Source organism: Flavobacteriales bacterium, assembly GCA_016124845.1.
In the GTDB taxonomy this organism is placed as follows: domain Bacteria; phylum Bacteroidota; class Bacteroidia; order UBA10329; family UBA10329; genus UBA10329.
The window spans coordinates 58,862-78,615 of record WGMW01000038.1 but is presented as its reverse complement, the minus strand read 5'-3'; the positions used below and the strand labels follow the sequence as shown (position 1 = coordinate 78,615).

The following is a 19,754-nucleotide window of genomic DNA, read 5'->3' as shown; positions in this document are numbered from 1 at the left end:
GTTTCGATATAGTTTATTCCTGATGCTTGAAACTCTTCCTGAAAGGCAACAGAAAACCCACCCCGAAATTGACATTGAGAAGGTAGTAGGTCATGAGGCGGGCTTCGGCATGGGCTCGGAGGTCTTGTTGCTGCGTGCCGCGTTCAATGCCGTTGTCAAGACCTTGGAAATAAGGCGTGAAACCCAACGGCACAAATCCGATCTGAATGGCCGACCGTAGCACGAGAAAATCCCACAGAATGCGCTGACGACCGAATGTGATGGACATGGAAGGCGTGAAGAACCGCTGCGAAAAGGAATGCGCCTGATCGGTGTTGTCATCCACGGGGCGCACACGGACATCCAATAGCATCAGGTCGAACTTGGCATAATTGCCCACGGGCGCAATGCCGCCCTTGCTCGGATTCTGGAAAACCTTGTAGTTGATGCCGTAACCGTAACCGAAAAGGCGTGCATGATCGAACCGTGGATCGATGTTCGGCACCAGCAGATCCGCGTAGTTCTTGTCCTGCCATTTGTATTGCATTCCCGTGGTGAACACATCGAACGTGAGGCCGATGGTCCCATTGCGGGCGATCACGTAATCGAGGTCGGTGGTGGAACGCACATTGAAACTGAATGTGTTGAGCCCTTGGTTCATGTTGTGGTTCGGGTTGAAGAGCGCATTGAAAAAACTGACATCACCCGTAATGAGGAATTTGCGTCCCATGTAGCCTGGGGCTTGACCGGAACAGTTTATGGAGTTTACAAAGAGATAGAGAAATAAAGGGAAAACGCTCCAAAAGAGATCCCTCACGTTGCTCGGAAAAGCAAAATCGAAAGAGGTTGTTTCCCTGACTGCCTGCCCTGAGCTTGTCGAAGGGGAGGAAGGGGCTCTTTGACAGCGCCCAGCAATTACATTCGATATGTAATTCAGGCATGTCATCCTTTCTGTTTCGGTTTGCGTTTCATCTGCCACAGCGAATCGTAAACGCTGCTGTTGATCATGTCCCGCGCATCGCGCCTACGGAAATTGTTGTAGTTGATGAGCACGGGTTCGCCCGTTCGTAGATTGAAGGCGATGCAGTAATAATAGGTGTCGTAGTTCGGCCTTGCCAAGTAGTAAACGGCAAACGGAATGGCAGGCGGAATGAGCGCGTAGAGCAGGTAGAAATACATCAGCGGCTTGTTCTCGCGGTAGTTGATCACACCCGTCCACGCGAAATATTCTGTTCCGTAAACCGAGATGATCCGATCGATCTCCGATTCAGGCATGTTCACCATTGCCACATCTATTTGGTTGAATCGGGCATCGATCCACTCGTTCAGGAACGTGATGTCGTTGAAGGTTTCCACGTGGGAAGAATCGAGACCGGAACGGTCGATGATCCGCATATCCAGATTCAGCAGTTTGGATGAGCGGTCGATCTGTTCCAACAGTTTTGCCTTGGCCGATTCGGAATGCAGGAACTTGTGCTGGCGTTTTTTGCGGAGGTCGAGTTTGGCGTAAGTGGGCGAGACCATCACCACTTTTTCGGCACCCACGGCAAATCCGTGGTTCTTCAATTGCCGAAATTCTTCATTGTTCTTTTTCTGGATCTCACCCAGCGAAGACGCATCACGATTACTGCCCCATTCCTGATGTTCCAGTTCATCAAACCGCTTGCGGAATGCCTCATCCTTCTCAAACAGATCCACCAGCGCGTAGGTGATCATCGTGAGTTTCGGATTCTCCTTGCTCTTCTGTTTCAGTCGGTCGTACTTGCTTTCGATGGCCGTGGTGTCGGGCGTGTCCCATCCTTCGGACGGACGGCTTTGCGCGAACATTCCGGGAACGTGATAATTCCGCATCAGATCCTTCAGTAGGTCATCGGCCATGTTCCTCAGGTCTTCGTCTTCTGGAAATTCTTGAGTCAGGTTCCAGATGTAACCGATGCCGAGCACACAGAGTTCTTCGGGTTTTAATCGATAAAAGAGGTGATAGACCTGCTGCGATTCACCCTCAATTTGTGAGTAGCCTGGATGCACCATCCCGAAATTGCCGCCCGTTTTGAACTTGGAAAGCATGTAAATAGCTTCCGCGATCCGCTTCTTCAGATATAAGCTGTTCGGGTACGTTCGCAGGAGCAGATACGAGTTGTAAATGCTCATTACGGGTCGGTCGGCTTTCAGGTAGAGTTCGGTGAGTTCGAAGCGCGCGGCCGTTTGCAGTTTCTCAAATTCGGTCTGCGACACGATGAAATCGCTTCTGCCAAGCGTGTCCGATTGAGAAATGTAGTGCCGCAAAAGTTGTTGGCGCTCTCGCGGACTCGGATGCGTGTCCTTCGAAGGGTCGTCCTGCTCATTCGCCTCCGCAGGCCGCACCTTATTGAGGAAATACGAATCGTTGATGCGGTAAAATTCACGGTCGAAGAACGTTTTGTCGAAGGCGATGTCATCGAACGGAAGATGCGCGTATCGCATCACCTCGTACACGTTCAGCAGGTTCGAAGTTCCGAAATGTGTCCTCTTAAATCGTTCAAAACCAAGTTGATCGGCTTCCTTTTCGAGTTCCTTCGAGTAGCGGCTTTTGGTCAGCATCTTCTCATCGAAGGAACTTCGCTTGAACAGCCCTTCGCCTTTGGCGATCGCCTCATTTTGCACGTATGCGTTGATCACGTGTCGCTCGGTGAAATGTGCCAGTTCGTGGCAGAGAATGTACGCCAGTTGTGCCTCGTTTTCGAGTTGGGCCAGCAGGCCGATGTTCACGAGGATGATGCCGTCATCCGTGGTAAATGAATTGACCACCGAAGACCGAACGGCATACACACGCACTCGCTTGCGGAGTTCGGGTTCGTTCACAAGAATTGTGTCCAGAATCTGGCTCAAGTAATTGGAAAAAGGGTCGTTGAACAAGACACGGCCGCTTCCCAATACTTGGTCGATCAGGAAATTGCTTTCAAGCAGAAAATCATGTTTGGCTTCGCGAGTGGATCTCTCGTCTTCCTCCGCGTTCAGGTTTTCCTTGGCCCGTTCAAATTTATCGGAGGAAGCGGTGGTAAAATCTTTCGGGATCGGACCACTTGGTTCAACGGGTTGGTAATGGTCAAAATCCTGTCCCCACGAGTGCGCATTGAACAGCAACAGAGTAATTATGAGGATTGGAATCCGCAAATGATCGGGTTTGAGGTCGAACGCAGAAGCGCTTATAATGCGGTCAAAAGGTAAGCGATCACCGACACACTCATCATGACCAAACCGATGACCACCACCACATTTACGCGCACCAAACGCTCGGAAAGCGGCTTTTCTGGTGAGCTCTGCTGGATGAAATCCAAGGTCAGTTCGCGGTAGAGCTGGCGGAATCCTCCACTTCCGTTCCGGAGGATTTTATTCCGTGCCACAAACAACAGAAGCACAATGAAAACCCCAATGATGGAAACGATCAGCGCCAGAACAACGGCCATCTTTCCTTGGCTCTTGGATTCGTCCTGCTGCGCGGTGACGCGTTCAACCGTTTCATCATAACTCTTGAAGATCTCCGCGTCCAAAGCCATGATCTGTTCGTTGATCTCGCGGATTCGGAATCCTGTAATTGCATTTGACCGAGTGGAATCAGCGGTCAGCTGTTCGAGTTCGCTCACCAGTTCGGCACGCTGCTGCTTCAGATCATACGTCTCTCCAATGTCGGCCATCGAGCCAAGGCTGAACAGCATCAGAGCGAAGAGAAGTGCTATGTTCCGCAGAGCGCGCATTTTCGGATAAAAAATCGGGAGGATGCCATTTGCATGAAGTCCTCCCTTTTTTACAGTGAGCATTACTGGATTCGAACCAGTGACCCCCACCCTGTCAAGGTGGTGCTCTGAACCAACTGAGCTAAATGCCCGAAATCGTCCGCAAAAATAGTTTTATCCATCCAATTCTTCGGGTATTGCGAATCGATTTATGTATTTTTCGGGCTTGAATCGGCCACGGTCGGCCACCAAAAGAAACCATTGACCAAAATGCGAAATCTACGCGCTTTGATTGCTGCATTTGCTGCGGCAGTTCTTTTCTTCTCCGCTTCAGAACTTCAGGCTCAGGACAATGTAGGTATCGGAACTACCACTCCCGATCCAAGTGCGCTGCTTGAAATTCAGGCACTGAACAAGGGACTTCTGATACCGAGAACAGATACGTTGGCAATCACCAACCCGGCAACCGGGCTGTTGATCTACACCCCAACGGACAGTAGTTTCTGGTATTTTGATGGCATTGTTTGGAGACGTGGCATCGGCCCGCAGGGTCCAGAAGGTCCGCTTATTCCCGGTCTGCAAGGACAGACCATGCGCTATGATACGGTCTTCTTCAACGACTGGGTGGCCAACAGCTTCATTTGGAACAACGAATTTCACGTAGGTATCAATACCGACCAGCCCGATTCGAGCGCTGTATTGCACTTGGTTTCTGAGGACAAAGGATTTCTCGCTCCGCAGATGACGGAAACAATGAGGGACAATATTCAGAACCCAGCGGTAGGGCTGGTGATCGCGAACACCACCGACAGCACGGTCGATTACTTTAACGGAACCTGTTGGCTGCCAACCTTTGCGCAAGGATGTAATGACTGTTTTTTGAACATTACGCCAACCAGCACCGCAGATACGATAGATCGCGTGGTCTCTCCCGATCAGAACCTCGGACTGAATATCGTGCAGACCGCAGGAAACCCACAGCAATTGGCCGTCTCCATTCTTACCACGCTGCCAGCGGGGTTGACAGCCACAATTTCTCCGAATCCTGCACCATCTACCGGACTGGTGAACATTGATTTTCATGCGGACCCGTTTGCCCCAGCCGGAACATACCCGATCGTCATTCAGGTTCTGTGTAATAACAGCACTTACAATATAGTCTATTCACTCACCATTGAACCATGCTATGAGATCGATGTGGTAACGGGAGTTGACAATTATGATCTTGCAGCAGCCTTCTTTGCTGCAAATCCGAATGTACCCAACAGTACGACTGTTTGCGTTGTGAATAATGTGCTTAGCGGGGTTTTGGTCAGCAGCACAGATGCCACGCAGCCCGCATATACCACGGGTAACTTCGCTTCTGGATCCTTGATTGCTTTGGTGAATGACGGTTACATCATTGGCCGAGGGGGAGATGGTGGTATCGCTTACGATCCGGCAAACGGATATACTGGAGAAGGCCAGGACGGAGGTGATGCAGTGGATCTGACCTTGGATGCGACCATTGTGAACAATTCGGCCATTTATGGCGGTGGCGGTGGCGGTGGTGCCATGGCATTCTCGCTGAGCTACACCACGCCATCTATTCCTATCATCGGTTCTATCACATTCGGGCTGTTCGTAGGTTCGGGCGGTGGCGGTGGTGCCGGAATGGGTGTTGGTGGAGACTACAACACCAACCTTTTCATTGGTATTGCCGTGTACGATGAAGGAACGGACGGGACCGGAGGAGTAGGCGGGGTTCAGGGTCATGGCGGCCAGTTGAATGCACCGTTCAGCTTTGCCACCGGACCGGCAACAATAACCCTTACCCCGAACACAAATGGTGGAGACGGTGGTCCGTACGGATTCCCCGGAACACAAGGGTCTTTCCAACTTTCGTTGACAGTTACGATCTCTGTTCCGATCATCGGTAACATTCCTATCGGCCCTATCAACATTCCGATTCCAGTACCACCACCATTGCCAGGAGATGGAGGTTTTGCCGTAAAACGAAATGGTTTCACCACCAACATTCCGGATAACCTTTACAATACATCAAACCTGAAAGGACAAGTTGGGCCATGATAAAACGATCGAATAATCTGACAATGAAATTTTCTAAAGTGTTTTCATTCTTCTTGGTTGCTGTCCTTGGAACATCGGTTTCATTCGCTCAGTCGGCATTTGAAGGGGTTATTACCTACAATACCACCAATGCTGCTGTAAAGGAAACGGCTACGGTTACGTGGTATCACAAAGGCGACCAGAATCTGATGGAGTTCGATTCGCATGCAGGCGAATACAACCTACGGTATTCGATGATCATGGGAACCAATGATGCTTCGGTCTTTATGATGACAGATAAAGGTTCGCAAGAGGTTTCCGGGGTAACAGCCGATCCTTTGATGACAGGCGCCAACTTCGTTAGAAAGATGGCAACTACGGAAAACGGCTATGATTGCGAGATGCTTATGTTCAAATCGAATGGTAACGACCTTACCTATTGGGTGACAAAAGATGTAGCGTTGACCTATGATAAATTGCCCAAACTCATGCGCAATAACATGCCAGATTTGAGTGGTATCAGCAATGGTTTTCCGATAAAAATGGAATTACGCGATTCCAATGGTAATGTGTTGATCAGTCAGGAAGTTACCTCGGTGAAGGAAACAAAGGTCGATCCTTCGAAATTCAATAGAAGGTGATAGGTAGAATACTTGAAGGGAAAGGCACGCATCGCGTGCCTTTTTTATTTCTTGTCACACCTAAATTGTATCAGAATCTCATACTTTAACAATTATGAAAAAGCTATTGAAAGTTCTCGGTTGGCTAACTGCCGTTGTTTTATTGGCAGTTGCAGGCATCTATTTTACAGGTAATCAGTTTCTGCTGAAAGGTGTTTGGGCGGCCTACCTGCATGGAAATACATCGGCAACTATCAGCGATGCAAAATTCTTCGATACGCGAACGGTAGAGGCTGGAACGCCAGCACCGTGGAAGGTCTCAGAGTTCTACTACGAATGGGATATTACAGGCGATCTCAGAAAGTCATTAGAGGAGACGAAGACCGTGGCTTTCTTGATGATCCAAGATGGTGAGATCGTGTTTGAGGAATACTGGGACGGTTATTCTGATTCTTCGCGCAGCAACTCTTTCAGCATGGCCAAAAGCATTACCACCATGCTTGCGCAATGTGCCATTCAGGATGGTTATTTCAAAAGTTGGGATCAGAAGGTGAAGGATTTCCTACCGGAACTGAAAGGAGAATATGCCGATGATCTGACGCTTAGAAATCTCTGCACGATGACCGCAGGACTGGATTTCAATGAGCATTACACCAACCCGTTCGACATCACGGCCAAACTCTATTACGGCCCCGATGTAGAGAAATTGATGCTGGAGAATGTGCCCGTCATCCGAAAACCGGGAAAGGATGCTTTTGAGTATCAAAGTGGAGCCACGCAATTGCTTGGTCTTTGCCTGATGCGCGCCACAGGAAAGTCAGAAGCGGAATATGCATCAGAAAAGCTTTGGAAACCGCTGGGAGCGGTTCATGCTGCCAAGTGGCACTTAGATCATAAGGACGGGAAAGAGCTATCGTTCTGCTGTTTCAATTCCAACGCGCGCGATTTTGCCCGCTTCGGACAGATGATGCTGCAGGAAGGCAATTTCAACGGAAAGCAAATTTTGGATACCGCATTTGTAGACATTGCCACGGTGCCTTACGCGGTGCCGTATTATGGTCACAGTTTTTGGATATGCGATGATTACGGAACACACATTTATTACCAGCGCGGTATTCTTGGCCAGTACATTATCGTGATTCCAGAATACGAAATGGTAATTGTTCGTTTAGGCCATGAACGTTTGGGCAGCGATATGAATCACTCGATTGATTTCAGAGTGATCGTGGAGGAAGTGTTGAAGGAGTTGCGGGGCGGTTTATCCTAAAAACATTCCTACCAACACGGCAGTAAATAAACATGCCAGTGTTCCGCCAAGCAGCGCGCGCAGACCGAGTTTGGAGAGCAATCCCTTTCGGTTTGGGATGAGGGTTCCGATGCCACCGATCTGGATGCCGATAGAAGCGAAGTTGGAGAAACCACAAAGAATGTATGTGGCCATGATCATCGATTTCTCTTGAGAGAACATACCGCTGAATTTCATTTCGCCAAGCGTTTTGTACGCATAGAATTCGTTCAGAATTGTTTTCTCTCCAAGTAATTGACCCACAAAGAAAATATCTGCTGTCGGCACGCCCATCAGCCAAGCGATCGGTGCAAACGCATAACCGACCAGAAACTGAAAGCTCAGTCCGTCATAGCCTGTATTGGAGGCAATAATGTCGTTCAGACCTGTCGGTCCACCGATAAGATCGTGCAGGATCCAATTGCCCATGTAAACGAATGCGGTAAAAACCAGCAGCATGGCTCCAACATTCACAGCCAGTTTCACACCATCTGAAGTTCCGTTGGCTACAGCTTCGAGCACATTTGCGCCCATTTTCTCCTTGCTGATCTCCATACTCTCATTGAACTCTTCCTTCTCTGGAACAAGAAGTTTGGCAGCAACAACGGCCGCAGGTGCAGACATCACCGAAGCAGCCAAAAGATGCTTGGCAAAAAGAATGCGTTCAGCCGGATCTTCACCACCCAAAAAACCGATGTAAGCTGCAAGCACACCACCTGCAATGGTGGCCATTCCACCCGTCATCAGACACATGATCTCGCTCTTGGTCATCTTGTCCAAGTAGGGTTTGATGAGAAATGGCGATTCGGTCTGTCCGAGGAAGATGTTTCCGGCAGCAGCCAAGCTTTCAGCCCCCGAAAGTTTCATGGTCTTTTTCATCACCCAAGCAAACACATACACGACCTTTTGAAGTAGTCCGAGATAGTACAAAAGGCTCGTGAGCGCAGAGAAGAATACGATGGTCGGCAGAATGCGGAAGGCAAAACTCAGTACGGCTGCTTCGGGGCTTCCCGTAACGAATGATGAGAACAGAAAGTCCGTTCCGAAATCGGTGAAGGAGATGATCTTCACAAAGCCGCTTCCGACCGCATCAAATATGAGCTGGACCGCTTCGATCTTGAGAATACCGATGGCAAGGACCAACTGAATAACGAGGCCAATGATGATCAATCGCCAGTTGATGGCTTTGCGGTCTTCGCTGAAAACAAAACCGATGGCCACCAAAACCAACATGCCGAGCAATCCGCGGCCAACGCTGTTAAACGAGATGCCAAGGTCAAGCAAAGGAAGGTTCAAAAGTGTAAGGGAAAGTTGATCGGTCATCCTAATTTCAGGTCTTTCAAGGATAAGGAAAATTTGTGTTTAACGACCGATAGCAGAAATAGGATTGTGATTCTGTCCGCCTGAGGCGGATTCAGAATCCAACAGATGCTGAAATAAATTCAGCATGACGGCAGATGGTCAGGTTTACTTTTTCCTGCGATTCAGTTCATCGCGGATGATGGTGGCCTGCTCGTAATCTTCGCGGGCAAGCGCGTCATTCAGAGATTCTTCGAGCTCGTCATTGCTCAGGTCTTCAAATCCAGAAGTGTCATCATCTGATTCCTCATCGATCAACATCGGTTTGATACCAGCCCCGGAATCGTCCTTCTCAAATGCTGCTGCATTCAGGATGAACTCATGCGTGTAAATCGGGCATTTGAATCGGACGGCAAGCGCCACGGCATCGGACGGGCGGCAATCGATCTCCACCTCATTCTTGCCATCGCTGCAAATGATCTTTCCGTAGAAGACACCATCTACAAAATTGTAGATGATGACTTCATGGATATCAATATTGAATGACTGCGCGAAGGTGCGGAACAGATCGTGGGTCAGCGGGCGGGTCGGACTCATGTTCTCCAACTCGATGGCAATGGCCTGCGCCTCCGAACTACCGATAATGATCGGAAGTCTTCGGGTGCCTTCAGCCTCTTCCAAAACCAGCGCGTAAGCACCCGTTTGAGTTTGGCTGTACTGCAGCCCATATATGCCCATTTTGATCTTTTCCATTGAACTGTTTTTCAACTCACCCCATCCCGATTTCATCGGGATTTCCCCTCTCTTGAAAGAGAGGGGTGGCCGACCCGCCTTAGGCGGTGAGGTCGGGGTGAGTTAAACTAATTACCCGTTGGCAGCCTTGAATTTACGAAATGCTTCGTTCAAGCGTGGAACCACTTCAAACGCATCGCCAACTACACCGTAATCGGCAGCTTTGAAGAATGGTGCTTCAGGATCCTTGTTGATCACAACGATGACCTTACTACCGTTCACACCTGCCAAGTGCTGGATGGCACCTGAGATACCAACGGCAATGTAAAGGTTCGGACGGATGGCAACACCCGTCTGTCCAACGTGCTCGTGGTGCGGTCTCCAACCAATATCTGCAACGGGACGAGAGCAAGCAGTTGTTGCGCCAAGGATCTTCGCCATTTCCTCGATCATTCCCCAGTTCTCAGGTCCTTTAAGACCACGACCTGCAGAAACAACCAATTCAGCTTCTGGCAATGGAACAACATCTCCGCTTCCGCCTTTCACTTCTTTAACCGTGATTCCTGAGTTGATTCCGCTTACATCCACAGAGAAAGTCTCTACAGAAGCAGCGCCATCACCAGCCTGAACACCGAATGCGTTCGGAAGGATGGAAACGATCTTCTCATCGCTCAAAATGTTCACCTGCGCATTCGCCTTACCAGAGAAAACGTTCTTCGTAACCACGAATCCGTTTGACGTGTCTGGAAGAGAGGTGACGTTGGTTACCAATCCAGCGCCTGATTTTGCTGACAAACGCGGAGCAACTGCTTTACCAGTTGAATCGTGTGCGAAAACAACCACTTTAGTACCAACTTGGTTGGCCGCAGCTACAACAGCAGCCACAATTTTCTGTGGGTCAGAGGCTGAAATGGACGCATCGGTCACATTCAGAACCTTGTTCACACCAACAGTTCCAAGAACTTCTCCATTGGTGGCGTTGAGTGTAAGTGCAACGGCTTCTCCGCCTAAGGCGGATGCTACTTTGGCTCCGTACTGAGCCGCTTCCAACGATGATTTTTTGACCTCACCGTTCTTTGTATCTGCTACAATAAGTACTGACATCTTCTTGTTTCTTTAAATCGTTCGTAAATCAGACTTAGATGACCTTTGCCTCTTCGTGCAACAGTCTCACCAACTCGTCCATGTTCTCTGGGTTCACCAGCTTTACAGCCGATTTTGGTGCAGGAAGGCTGTACTTCACATAAGCCGTTTTTGCATCTGCACCGCTTGCAGCAACAACCGTCAAAGGCTTGGTACGGGCCGCCATAATGCCACGCATGTTCGGGATGCGCTGCTCGGCCATTCCCTTGGAAGCACTTGCCACGAACGGCATTTTTACTTCCACTACTTCAACACCGCCTTCAATGGATCGGTCAAGCGTTGCAGTATCTCCACTTACTTCCAATTTAGAAGCAAGCGAGATGTAAGGAAGTCCCATGAACTCGGCAAGCATACCGCCAACCTCAGAACCATTGTAGTTGATGGTCTCTTTTCCAAGAAGAACCATGTCGAAACCTTTATCAGCCGCGTAAGCCGCAATTTCCTTGGCCACTTGGTACGATTCGGTTGCCGTTGCATCCACTCTCACCGCTTCGTGAGCACCCAATGCCAACGCTTTTCTGATCACAGGTTCGGCAGTTGCATCGCCAACGCTGATCACGGTTACAGAACCGCCACCTGCTTCGGTAATTTCCAAGGCACGCACAAGCGCATACCACTCATCGTATGGGTTAACGATCCATTGAATTCCCTCCTCGTTGAACTTGCTGTCGCCATCGGTAAAGGAAATCTTGGACGTAGTATCAGGAACTTTGCTGATAGGTACTAAGATTTTCATGCTATATATATTGGATTACTGTTTCTTAAAAACGTGCGCAAACTTAGTGATTAAGAAGCGCAAATTCCACCCGATTTTGGTCAGGTTCCGGACACGTCATAAACCCATTTCCACCCCGATTGTTTTTGCGGTTTTTAGGGCGTTCCCCCGCAGCTATTGTATGCCGTGCGAAGCCGAAGCCCACAGCGCGGGGTCGGGTCTTCCGCTATATCTTTTTTGTGAAAGACAAAAAAGGATGCCGCTTCAGCCCCTAACGCAACCGAGCGTTGTTCAAAGTTCAACGTGCGGAGTTCAAGGTCGGCTTAGGAATTCGTAATCGGGGTACCCGCAATGCGGAATGACCGCCCGAATGAGGCGGAGAAGTGAAGCGTAGCGAAACGGCTTGGCTCATTCAGGTCATGAAGCAGAAGCGGGTCGATGAGAATTCCAGACGGGAGTTTTGGTTCTTTTTCGGAAAAAGAACGATAAGAATCCAAAAACCCATATGTGGTTACTTGCAAACCTTGGCCGTCATTCCGACCGAAGTGGAGGAATCTATTTCCATAACATGAGATTTCTCGGCTCCGCAAACTCCGCTCGAAATGACAATGATAAATCCGTAAACAATTAAAGCTACAATTGCTGGTTATGGTAAATTAGCATTTGGCAAATGCATAGACTCTTTATCCTACTGTGGTCACTATTCTGGTCTACATCGTGCTTGGGTCAAGCATGCGGTGTTTATTATTTGAGCTATATGGGGACACTGGAATTGGACACAGCGGATTTGATTGAAGTCAGACTGCCCGATACGTTCTTTTGGCATGGCATTGATAGGCCAGCTAAAAAGATGAACAGTGTAAGCATAAACCAGAAATTTCAAACACTGAATTTGAAGGTTACTTCGCATTTGGTTGGTGCTCCAGTCTCTGGAGAAAAGCTCATCAACCAATACAAAGAGCGTAAACGTATGCCAATTGTGCTGGTGAGAAAGAGGGGAAAGCGTAAGAAGCTACGGGTGATTCAGATTCCAATTAGCGACCTTGGGTTTTCAATATTGGATGGGTCCGAATCACTGACATTGGTAGTTGACTTGAAAACCATCAACTTTGGCGACTTGGAATGAAGCACGCATTTACCATCTTCTGTCTGTTCGTTTCGGTGGCCGCCATGGCGCAAAAGCCAAAGTCAGATACCATGGTGCAAGATTCTGCTGTTGGAACCTTTCTGGTTCGTATTTCCTACGCGGCACAGATTCCGGCAGGCGATTACAAGAAGCGTTTCGGGTTCACCAGTCACATTGGGGGTTCGTTGGCCTACAAAACGAAATCAAACTGGATCTTCTCCTTGGGCAGCCATTATATTTTCGGCACCAATGTGGTTGGTAAGGACAGCCTGCTGGCGAACATGCTCAATTCCAGCAATCTTATCATCGGGCAGGGAGGCGAACAGGCCAATGTCGATATTTCGCAAATGGGCTATCAGATCACGGTTTCGGTGGGCAAGATCTTTCCATGGGCGGCACCCAATCCCAATTCGGGTTTTATGTTCTCGCTGGGCGGAGGTTTCATGGAGCATTGGATCCGTTATCGTGCGCAGGGAAACAGCGTTCCAGGCTTGCTGGGCGATTACAAGAAAGGCTACGACCGCCTCACCAATGGCATCATTCTACAGGAGTTTATCGGTTACAATTTCCAAAGCAGCACGCGGCTGCTTAACTTCTATGGTGGGTTCGAGTTCACGCAAGGATTTACGGGCAATCGTAGGAGTTACGACATTCCGACCATGAGTGTGAAAGACGAGAATTACGTGGACTTTCTTTTCGGCTTCAAGATCGGTTGGATGATGCCGTTCTATAAGCGCAATCAGAACCAATATTACGAGTATTGATGAAGGTGTTCACGCGGGCGGGTCATCCTGAGTGCCACGCTGAAGGCGTGGTGTATCGAAGGGTGTGCGTTGGGTTCTCGATAAGATCTTCGTTCCTCAGATCACTCGAACTGACTCAAGCTGTTGCCTCGTCATGTTAACCTTTTACAACATCGGCATTCGCTTGTATGCACTCGGCATCCGCATCGCAGCACTTTTCAATCCCAAAGCCAAGAAATGGCTGGATGGCCGCAAAGGTCTATTGGACAGAATTGAGCAGGAATCCACTTCGTTTTCGGGCGAAACACTTTGGGTGCATTGCGCCAGTTTGGGTGAGTTCGAAATGGCGCGGCCCATCATGGAGAGGTTGAAAGAAACAGACGAGAAGTTCAGGATCGTTCTCACATTCTTTTCGCCTTCTGGTTACGAGGTGCGGAAGAATTATCCGATTGCCGACCATGTGTTCTATTTGCCGTTGGACACACCATCAAATGCGAAGCGGTTCGTGCAGGCCATCAAACCGAGTAAGGTCATTTTTGTGAAGTACGATTTGTGGTTCCATCATCTCAGCGAAGTCAAGAAGTTCGGAGCCAAACTGATGCTCATTTCTGCTGCGTTCAGACCGAGCCAGCAGTATTTCAAATTCTATGGAAGCATTGGCCGACAGGCATTGAAACTCTTCGACCGCATCTTTTTGGTGGATGCGGATTCAGAGAAATTGCTGCATAAAATCGGCATCTCCAACACAACCGTTTGTGGCGACACGCGCTACGACCGTGTGATGGAAATTGCCGCCAAGGCAGAGCCGAATCAGACCATCGAAACCTTTAAAGGCAACTCAAAACTCATCATTTGCGGAAGCACCTGGAAAGAGGATGAAGACGTGTTGGCCGCCAGCATCGGCAAGCTCGAAAACACCAAATGGGTCATTGCACCACATGAAGTGGGAGAGGAGAACATCCAAAGATTGCAGAAGCAGTTTCCTGATTCTGTTCGCTATTCGCAATACCAAGAATCTGATGCGAGAATTCTGATAATCGATTCCATCGGACTGTTGAACAAACTTTACCGCTACGCAGATGTGGCGTACATCGGTGGTGGTTTCCGAACGGGATTGCACAACGTTTTTGAGGCCACGGCTTTTGGCGTTCCAACAATTTTCGGACCCGATACTTCCCGTTTTCCTGATGCGGAAGAAATGGCAAAGGAAGGGTTAGCTTTCAGAATTGAGAATCAAACGCAGATTCAAAGCAAACTCACCGAATTGCTGAATGAAGACCAAACCGATCTTCGAAAGAGAATTCAGGAGTTTATGAATGAAAGAACGGGAGCTACTGAGGCCATTCTTCAATATTTGAGTAGATCCGTGTAGACCGCGATTCCCCCTTCTATAGGGGGTGCCGAGGAACGAGGCGGGGGATTTTATTGAACTCCGAAAATCAACGATTGATCTATATTCGCCCAAATGATCGAGCAGAACGTTTCCCTCAAACCTTACAACACTTTTGGATTGGACGCACAGGCCAAACTCATGGCGCGCGTGGGTTCAGTTCCTGCATTGCAGGAGGTGCTGGCGGACGCAAGTCTTGCCAAGGAGGAGCGTTTCATACTCGGAGGCGGCAGCAACATTCTGCTGACACGTGATGTGAACGGTTTGGTCATCAAGAACGAGATCGATGGTATTGAGGTGATCGGTGAAACGTCCGAACATTACTTTGTCCGTTCGGGTGCTGGCGTGGTGTGGCACGAATTGGTATTGCATTGTATTGCGAATAACTACGCGGGCATCGAGAATCTGTCGCTCATTCCAGGAAACGTTGGTGCCGCGCCCATGCAGAACATCGGTGCGTATGGCGTGGAGCTGAAAGATGTGTTCCATTCGCTGGAAGCGGTGGAAATGGCCACGGGAGAAGTGCATTCGTTCTCCAATTCTGAGTGCGATTTCGGTTACCGTGAAAGTGTTTTCAAACGGAAGCTGAAAAGTCAGTTTGTGATCTCATCGGTAACGCTCAAACTTTCCAAGAATCCCGACATCAACACATCTTACGGAGCGATTGAGCAAGAACTGGAGGCGATGGGAATTTCATCTCCGACCATCCAAGATGTGAGCCGAGCCGTTATTCACATCCGCCAGAGCAAATTGCCCGACCCGAAGGAACTCGGCAATTCAGGCAGTTTCTTCAAGAACCCAGTTGTTCCTACTTCCAAATTCGAGGAACTCAAAACGAAATACCCGAACATTCCTGGTTATCCTGCGGGTGATGAGACCAAGTTGGCTGCCGGTTGGCTGATTGAGCAATGCGGCTGGAAAGGCAAAGTGGTGGGCAATACTGGAAGCCACGCCAAGCAGGCGCTTGTGCTCGTCAACTACGGGCATGCAACAGGTGTTGAAATTTTCAATCTTTCGGAACAGATCATACGGTCAGTTTACGATACTTTTGGCGTCCAACTTGAAAGGGAAGTCAATGTCTATTGAAAGAACGCCATTTATCCTTGCGATGATTCTCGGAGTCTCGCTATCTGTATCTGCTCAGCATCAGGCCGATTGCAACAGGATCGGTAACAATTATGTGAAGAAAGTTTGTACGGGTGTGGAGAACAATCAGGCCGCATATATCAAAGATCTGATGCAACGCAGAAGTTCTGGCAACACCTTGGATCAGATCCTTAAATGGACAAAAGACAACTACGAGTGTTTCTACTGTGAGGATGAGCCTGGTTTCCGTGGAGGTTCGCTACTCCGAAAAGTTGTGTTTGAAGATGCCTTGAACATCTGCTTCTTCTTTGTGTACGATGCGCGTGTGGACATGAACGTGATCGAGCGCGATGGCCGCACGTTGATCGACTGGCTGCAGGATGATACCGAGAAGGCATTCGATGCGGCATTTGAGACCGAGAACGAACAGGACAAGAAATACCTCATCAAGCAGATCCAAACGGGGCAGAAGTATTTCAACATCTTCCGAAACAATGGCGCGAAGTTCCGCAACGAACTGCGCCAAGGTGGCTCCAAGTTTTAATTAGGAGAATACCAGATGGGCGATGACCACGCCCGTTCCTGTATGATCAACCCCTTCTCCTTGCTGTAATCATATCCGTAGCGGAGCATGTCCCAAAGTCGCCAACTGGCCGTGGGCACTTCCAACACACGCACATAGTAGAAAGCAAAATTCTCTGCGTTGAAATCCTCATCGGTCCAGACCACTTTCAATTCCTCCGAACCGTGGTTCTTGTTCCATTCGCCCGTTTGCGTGTTCACCGCTGTTTCTCCTTCGGGAAGTTTTCGGTCTGAGACAGCCACATCGAAGGTCTCTTCGTAAATACCGCCCTCTTTATCGCACCAGCCTTTGATGATCTGAATACGCTCTAAGTTGGCTCCGTATTTGGCCTTTTTGGCCCACACGAGGAACTGCGGTTTCCCATCAACCATTGGCAGATCGCCTCCCATCGGAACTCCTTTCTGGTACGCATCTGCCACCATTTCTTGAGATGAACTTGAAGTATTGAAATCCTTTCCACCGAAAAAGCGCAGCTCAATACGGTTTCCGCTGGTGGCGTACACTTCTCGCTTTGCGAGCGCATCATAAATATGTCCGCGTGTGTTGGCATCGGCCCAAACGGCCACCAAACCACCGGGGTTTACCACTTCGCGTGTCTTTTGGCTCATGTCCAGTGGCCATTTGTCGAAGCTGCGGTTCAGCGCATCAATGTCGGTCACGCCTTTATTGCCGATCTGTTCATCATCCTCTTCCGTGTTTCCAGGCGTGGCATTATGCGTATCAGTGCTGCCAATGAAGCCCAATTTGTACGGATTTACACCCAGTTCGCGCTGCATCTGCAGTCCTTTCTGCAAGCCGTAACGCACGTAGCTTGCCTTGTTGGGTTCTCCGAATGTGTGATTCTCGAAATCGGCAAACTCATCATTTTTCCAAAAGGCCGCGTGCACTTCCGAATTCCCCTTCACCTGATGAATTTCCACCAGCCGCTCGAAGTTCGCTTCCATCTCCGCATACTCCTTCGTTATCGGGTTTCCGACACGGTCCAAACCATCAAAGGCATGCCCTTCAGAAAGATTGGTGTTGTGCGGAATGGACATCAGCGTAGAGCCATTTTCCGTGGCTTGCTGCATCCAATCCCAAAGTCCCTTTTCGTTTTCAATTTCGATGGAACTCATCGGATAGGCAGGCACGTTCATGTCGCGGAAAATGATGTTGCGGTGCAGATGTGCACGTCCCGTCATCAGCGTGAATTCGAAGCCCGCAAACGTGGTGAATTCGCCAGGTCGGTAATGCTTTTCGGCTGCATCGATGGCAATATCCCACGCACTCATGGTGGTCTCGTAACCATAGAAGAATGAAGGATGCGTGCGGCTCGGTTTTTCGGCCTTGTCCATGGCCTTGAGGAAGATATTCCATTGCTTGGCCGTATCCACCATCAAGGGTGAATCGGTCTTGTAGATGGAGCGGATGTACATTCCCGCCAATGAGTTGTGCCCCTTCGCACCTTTGGTGCTGATGCTGTAGGTTTCGCCCATCAGTTCCGAGTGATCGGTAATGGCACAGAAATCCAGCGGTTCGCGCAGTTTCACATCTCTCCCGAAAATGCTGATCGTTTTCCCTTTGGCGTAGTTGTATGCATCATCGGCATTGGCCAAGGTTCCCGAGAAATAGGCATCGAACGAAAGACACGTATGCACGTGCAGATCGCCCCAATACAGGTTCTTGTTCGGGTTGGTCGCTACACTCGCCTCGTCAAGGTTCTTGGATAGCGTGGCCTTGTTGCTGATCGGATTCGGTGGTGGTTTATGGTGAGAGCCGCAAGCACCCAGTCCAATCATAGCAAGCAGCGGCATTAATAGTTTAAGGATCGGTTTCATCTATGCCAAATTAGAAATGTTGAGCCAACGAAATACAATTGGTATTTCTCAATTGTCAGCCATAAGGTTGTGTCTATTTTTGTGCCCATAAAATTGATAGACAATGAAGAAAGGTTTTCTAACAACATTATTTATTCCTCTGTTACTAATAAACGTATCCTTTGCACAGGAGGATATGACATCTAAAGATGCTGCGGTTGGTGCAGATCTGAAATTGGATCCAGCGGCCGATTCAACCAAAGCGTGGGACATCGGTGGTTCGGTAGCACTCAACTTCGGACAGTCTTATTTGAAGAGTTGGGCCTCTGGAGGTCAGAATGCCATTTCCATGGCGTTTACGGGGCTGGTGCACGCCAACTACCGTAAAGGCAAAGCAGCGTGGGATAACAACTTGGTTCTGGGAGTAGGTGGTATCGCACTTTTCCCGCAGGAGAAATATTCAGATAAACTCAACCGATTCCCGTTCAGAAAGAACATAGATAACCTGCAGCTTACTTCTGTGGGCAGCTATGAACTGGACAAAAAAGGCAAGTGGTATGCCTCTGGTCTGCTCGATTTCCGTTCGCAGTTATTGAACGGCTACGGGAATTATGCGCACAAAGACACGGTTCTGAATTCGGACGGGACGATCGATGAGATCAACACCAATCCGAACAGGATCAACTCACGGACCAAGGTTTCGCAGTTTGCGGCTCCTGCTTACCTGACGCTATCTGCTGGTGTCACGTTCAAACCCGTGAGTTGGGTGCAATTGTATCTATCTCCAGTTGCAGGAAAATTCACCTTCGTGAACCCTGCGGCAAATGTTTATGATGCGAAGGGTACTGGTATTGGGGCAACAGCCTATGGTCTTTCAACACCAACAAGTGTATATCGTGCGGAGTTCGGTTGGTATTTCCGTGGAAACTTGGAGAAGGAGGTGTTCAAGAACGTGATCGTGAAAACGCAGATCGAACTGTTCGGTAATTATCTTGATAAGAAGCATGTAGACAACATAGGGGCTACGGCTAAGGATACCTCGGGAACCAGCTTCTACTACAACCCTGCAACAAGAAGTCAGAACACACAGGTTGGAACTGACTCCAACGGAGACCCAATTTACGCGTATGACAACCGCATAAATGTGGATGTGAACTGGCAGACGTGGATCTCTTTCAAGATCAACAAGTACCTGCAGGCTTCCTTGGAGTGGCAGTTGCTGTATGATTACGACATTGCTGTTCCGAAGTACCAGAACGATGGCATTTCAACCTACTCTTCACGAGGTATTCAGTTCCGCGAAGGCTTCACATTGGGCTTGGGTTACGTGTTCTGATAGCAGAACCATCCTCTCTCATGATGAGGGAAGGGAAAAGCGTTTGTGAAATTGGAATTTGACCTCCCCCAACCCCTCCCTTCGACAGGCTCAGGGCAGGCAATTTCCAGGGGGGAGCTATCACCATGTTTAAACGTTTGGGAAATGCGCCACTCTCCC

Annotated in this window: 16 protein-coding genes and 1 tRNA gene; 9 read left to right on the top strand and 8 right to left on the bottom strand. The window is 49.1% G+C overall.

The annotated features are described in order from the left end of the window. Nucleotides 1-13: 13 nt before the first annotated feature. From GC178_13890 to GC178_13880, 3 genes are all read right to left on the bottom strand, one after another. Nucleotides 14-709, bottom strand: a complete 696-nt coding sequence (locus GC178_13890; protein MBI1288656.1) for a hypothetical protein — start codon at nt 707-709, stop codon at nt 14-16. Nucleotides 710-921: 212 nt separating this feature from the next. Beyond that, nucleotides 922-3,324, bottom strand: a complete 2,403-nt coding sequence (locus GC178_13885) for a M48 family metalloprotease (GenBank protein MBI1288655.1) — start codon at nt 3,322-3,324, stop codon at nt 922-924. A 445-nt stretch (nt 3,325-3,769) separates the two neighbouring features. Further along, nucleotides 3,770-3,844 (bottom strand) — tRNA-Val (locus GC178_13880). A 118-nt stretch (nt 3,845-3,962) separates the two neighbouring features. On the opposite strand from GC178_13880, the gene GC178_13875 reads away from it, so the two are divergent. The 3 genes from GC178_13875 to GC178_13865 all read left to right on the top strand — a co-directional run bounded on the left by GC178_13875 (nt 3,963) and on the right by GC178_13865 (nt 7,628). Then, nucleotides 3,963-5,762, top strand: a complete 1,800-nt coding sequence (locus tag GC178_13875) for a hypothetical protein (GenBank protein MBI1288654.1) — start codon at nt 3,963-3,965, stop codon at nt 5,760-5,762. Beyond that, nucleotides 5,759-6,382 carry a DUF4412 domain-containing protein gene (locus GC178_13870; protein MBI1288653.1) on the top strand — a complete coding sequence of 208 codons (624 nt, stop codon included), beginning with the start codon at nt 5,759-5,761 and terminating at the stop codon, nt 6,380-6,382. Before GC178_13875 ends, GC178_13870 begins: the two co-directional genes overlap by 4 nt. A 94-nt stretch (nt 6,383-6,476) precedes the next feature. After that, a complete protein-coding gene (locus GC178_13865) occupies nt 6,477-7,628 on the top strand; it encodes a serine hydrolase (GenBank protein ID MBI1288652.1) in 1,152 nt (383 codons plus the stop codon). Here GC178_13865 and GC178_13860 read toward each other — a convergent pair. From GC178_13860 to GC178_13845, 4 genes are all read right to left on the bottom strand, one after another. Further along, the gene (locus GC178_13860) at nt 7,620-8,969 is read right to left on the bottom strand and encodes a Na+ dependent nucleoside transporter (protein MBI1288651.1); all 1,350 of its coding nucleotides are present in this window, start codon (nt 8,967-8,969) and stop codon (nt 7,620-7,622) included. The genes GC178_13865 and GC178_13860 overlap by 9 nt on opposite strands. 144 nt (nt 8,970-9,113) lie before the next feature. Continuing rightward, complete coding sequence (locus tag GC178_13855) at nt 9,114-9,698, bottom strand: hypothetical protein (protein MBI1288650.1); 585 nt, start codon at nt 9,696-9,698, stop codon at nt 9,114-9,116. A 111-nt stretch (nt 9,699-9,809) separates the two neighbouring features. Continuing rightward, entirely contained in the window at nt 9,810-10,781 is a 972-nt protein-coding gene (locus GC178_13850) for an electron transfer flavoprotein subunit alpha/FixB family protein (GenBank protein MBI1288649.1), read from the bottom strand. Between the two features lie 34 nt (nt 10,782-10,815). Beyond that, entirely contained in the window at nt 10,816-11,556 is a 741-nt protein-coding gene (locus tag GC178_13845; protein MBI1288648.1) for an electron transfer flavoprotein beta subunit/FixA family protein, read from the bottom strand. A gap of 736 nt (nt 11,557-12,292) precedes the next feature. Here GC178_13845 and GC178_13840 point away from each other — a divergent pair. From GC178_13840 to GC178_13820, 5 genes are all read left to right on the top strand, one after another. Next, nucleotides 12,293-12,661, top strand: a complete 369-nt coding sequence (locus GC178_13840) for a hypothetical protein (protein MBI1288647.1) — start codon at nt 12,293-12,295, stop codon at nt 12,659-12,661. Beyond that, on the top strand, nt 12,658-13,425 hold the full coding sequence (locus GC178_13835; GenBank protein ID MBI1288646.1) for a hypothetical protein: 768 nt from the start codon (nt 12,658-12,660) through the stop codon (nt 13,423-13,425). Before GC178_13840 ends, GC178_13835 begins: the two co-directional genes overlap by 4 nt. A gap of 133 nt (nt 13,426-13,558) precedes the next feature. Further along, the gene (locus GC178_13830; GenBank protein MBI1288645.1) at nt 13,559-14,776 is read left to right on the top strand and encodes a 3-deoxy-D-manno-octulosonic acid transferase; all 1,218 of its coding nucleotides are present in this window, start codon (nt 13,559-13,561) and stop codon (nt 14,774-14,776) included. Between the two features lie 93 nt (nt 14,777-14,869). Further along, nucleotides 14,870-15,880, top strand: a complete 1,011-nt coding sequence (gene murB, locus GC178_13825; GenBank protein ID MBI1288644.1) for a UDP-N-acetylmuramate dehydrogenase — start codon at nt 14,870-14,872, stop codon at nt 15,878-15,880. Then, nucleotides 15,870-16,424, top strand: a complete 555-nt coding sequence (locus GC178_13820; GenBank protein MBI1288643.1) for a hypothetical protein — start codon at nt 15,870-15,872, stop codon at nt 16,422-16,424. Before murB ends, GC178_13820 begins: the two co-directional genes overlap by 11 nt. Here the strand turns inward: GC178_13820 and GC178_13815 are convergent. After that, nucleotides 16,421-18,280 (bottom strand): DUF3604 domain-containing protein, encoded by a 1,860-nt coding sequence (locus tag GC178_13815; GenBank protein ID MBI1288642.1) that lies wholly within the window; start codon nt 18,278-18,280, stop codon nt 16,421-16,423. The genes GC178_13820 and GC178_13815 overlap by 4 nt on opposite strands. 103 nt (nt 18,281-18,383) lie before the next feature. On the opposite strand from GC178_13815, the gene GC178_13810 reads away from it, so the two are divergent. After that, a complete protein-coding gene (locus GC178_13810) occupies nt 18,384-19,595 on the top strand; it encodes a DUF3078 domain-containing protein (protein MBI1288641.1) in 1,212 nt (403 codons plus the stop codon). Nucleotides 19,596-19,754: the final 159 nt, after the last annotated feature.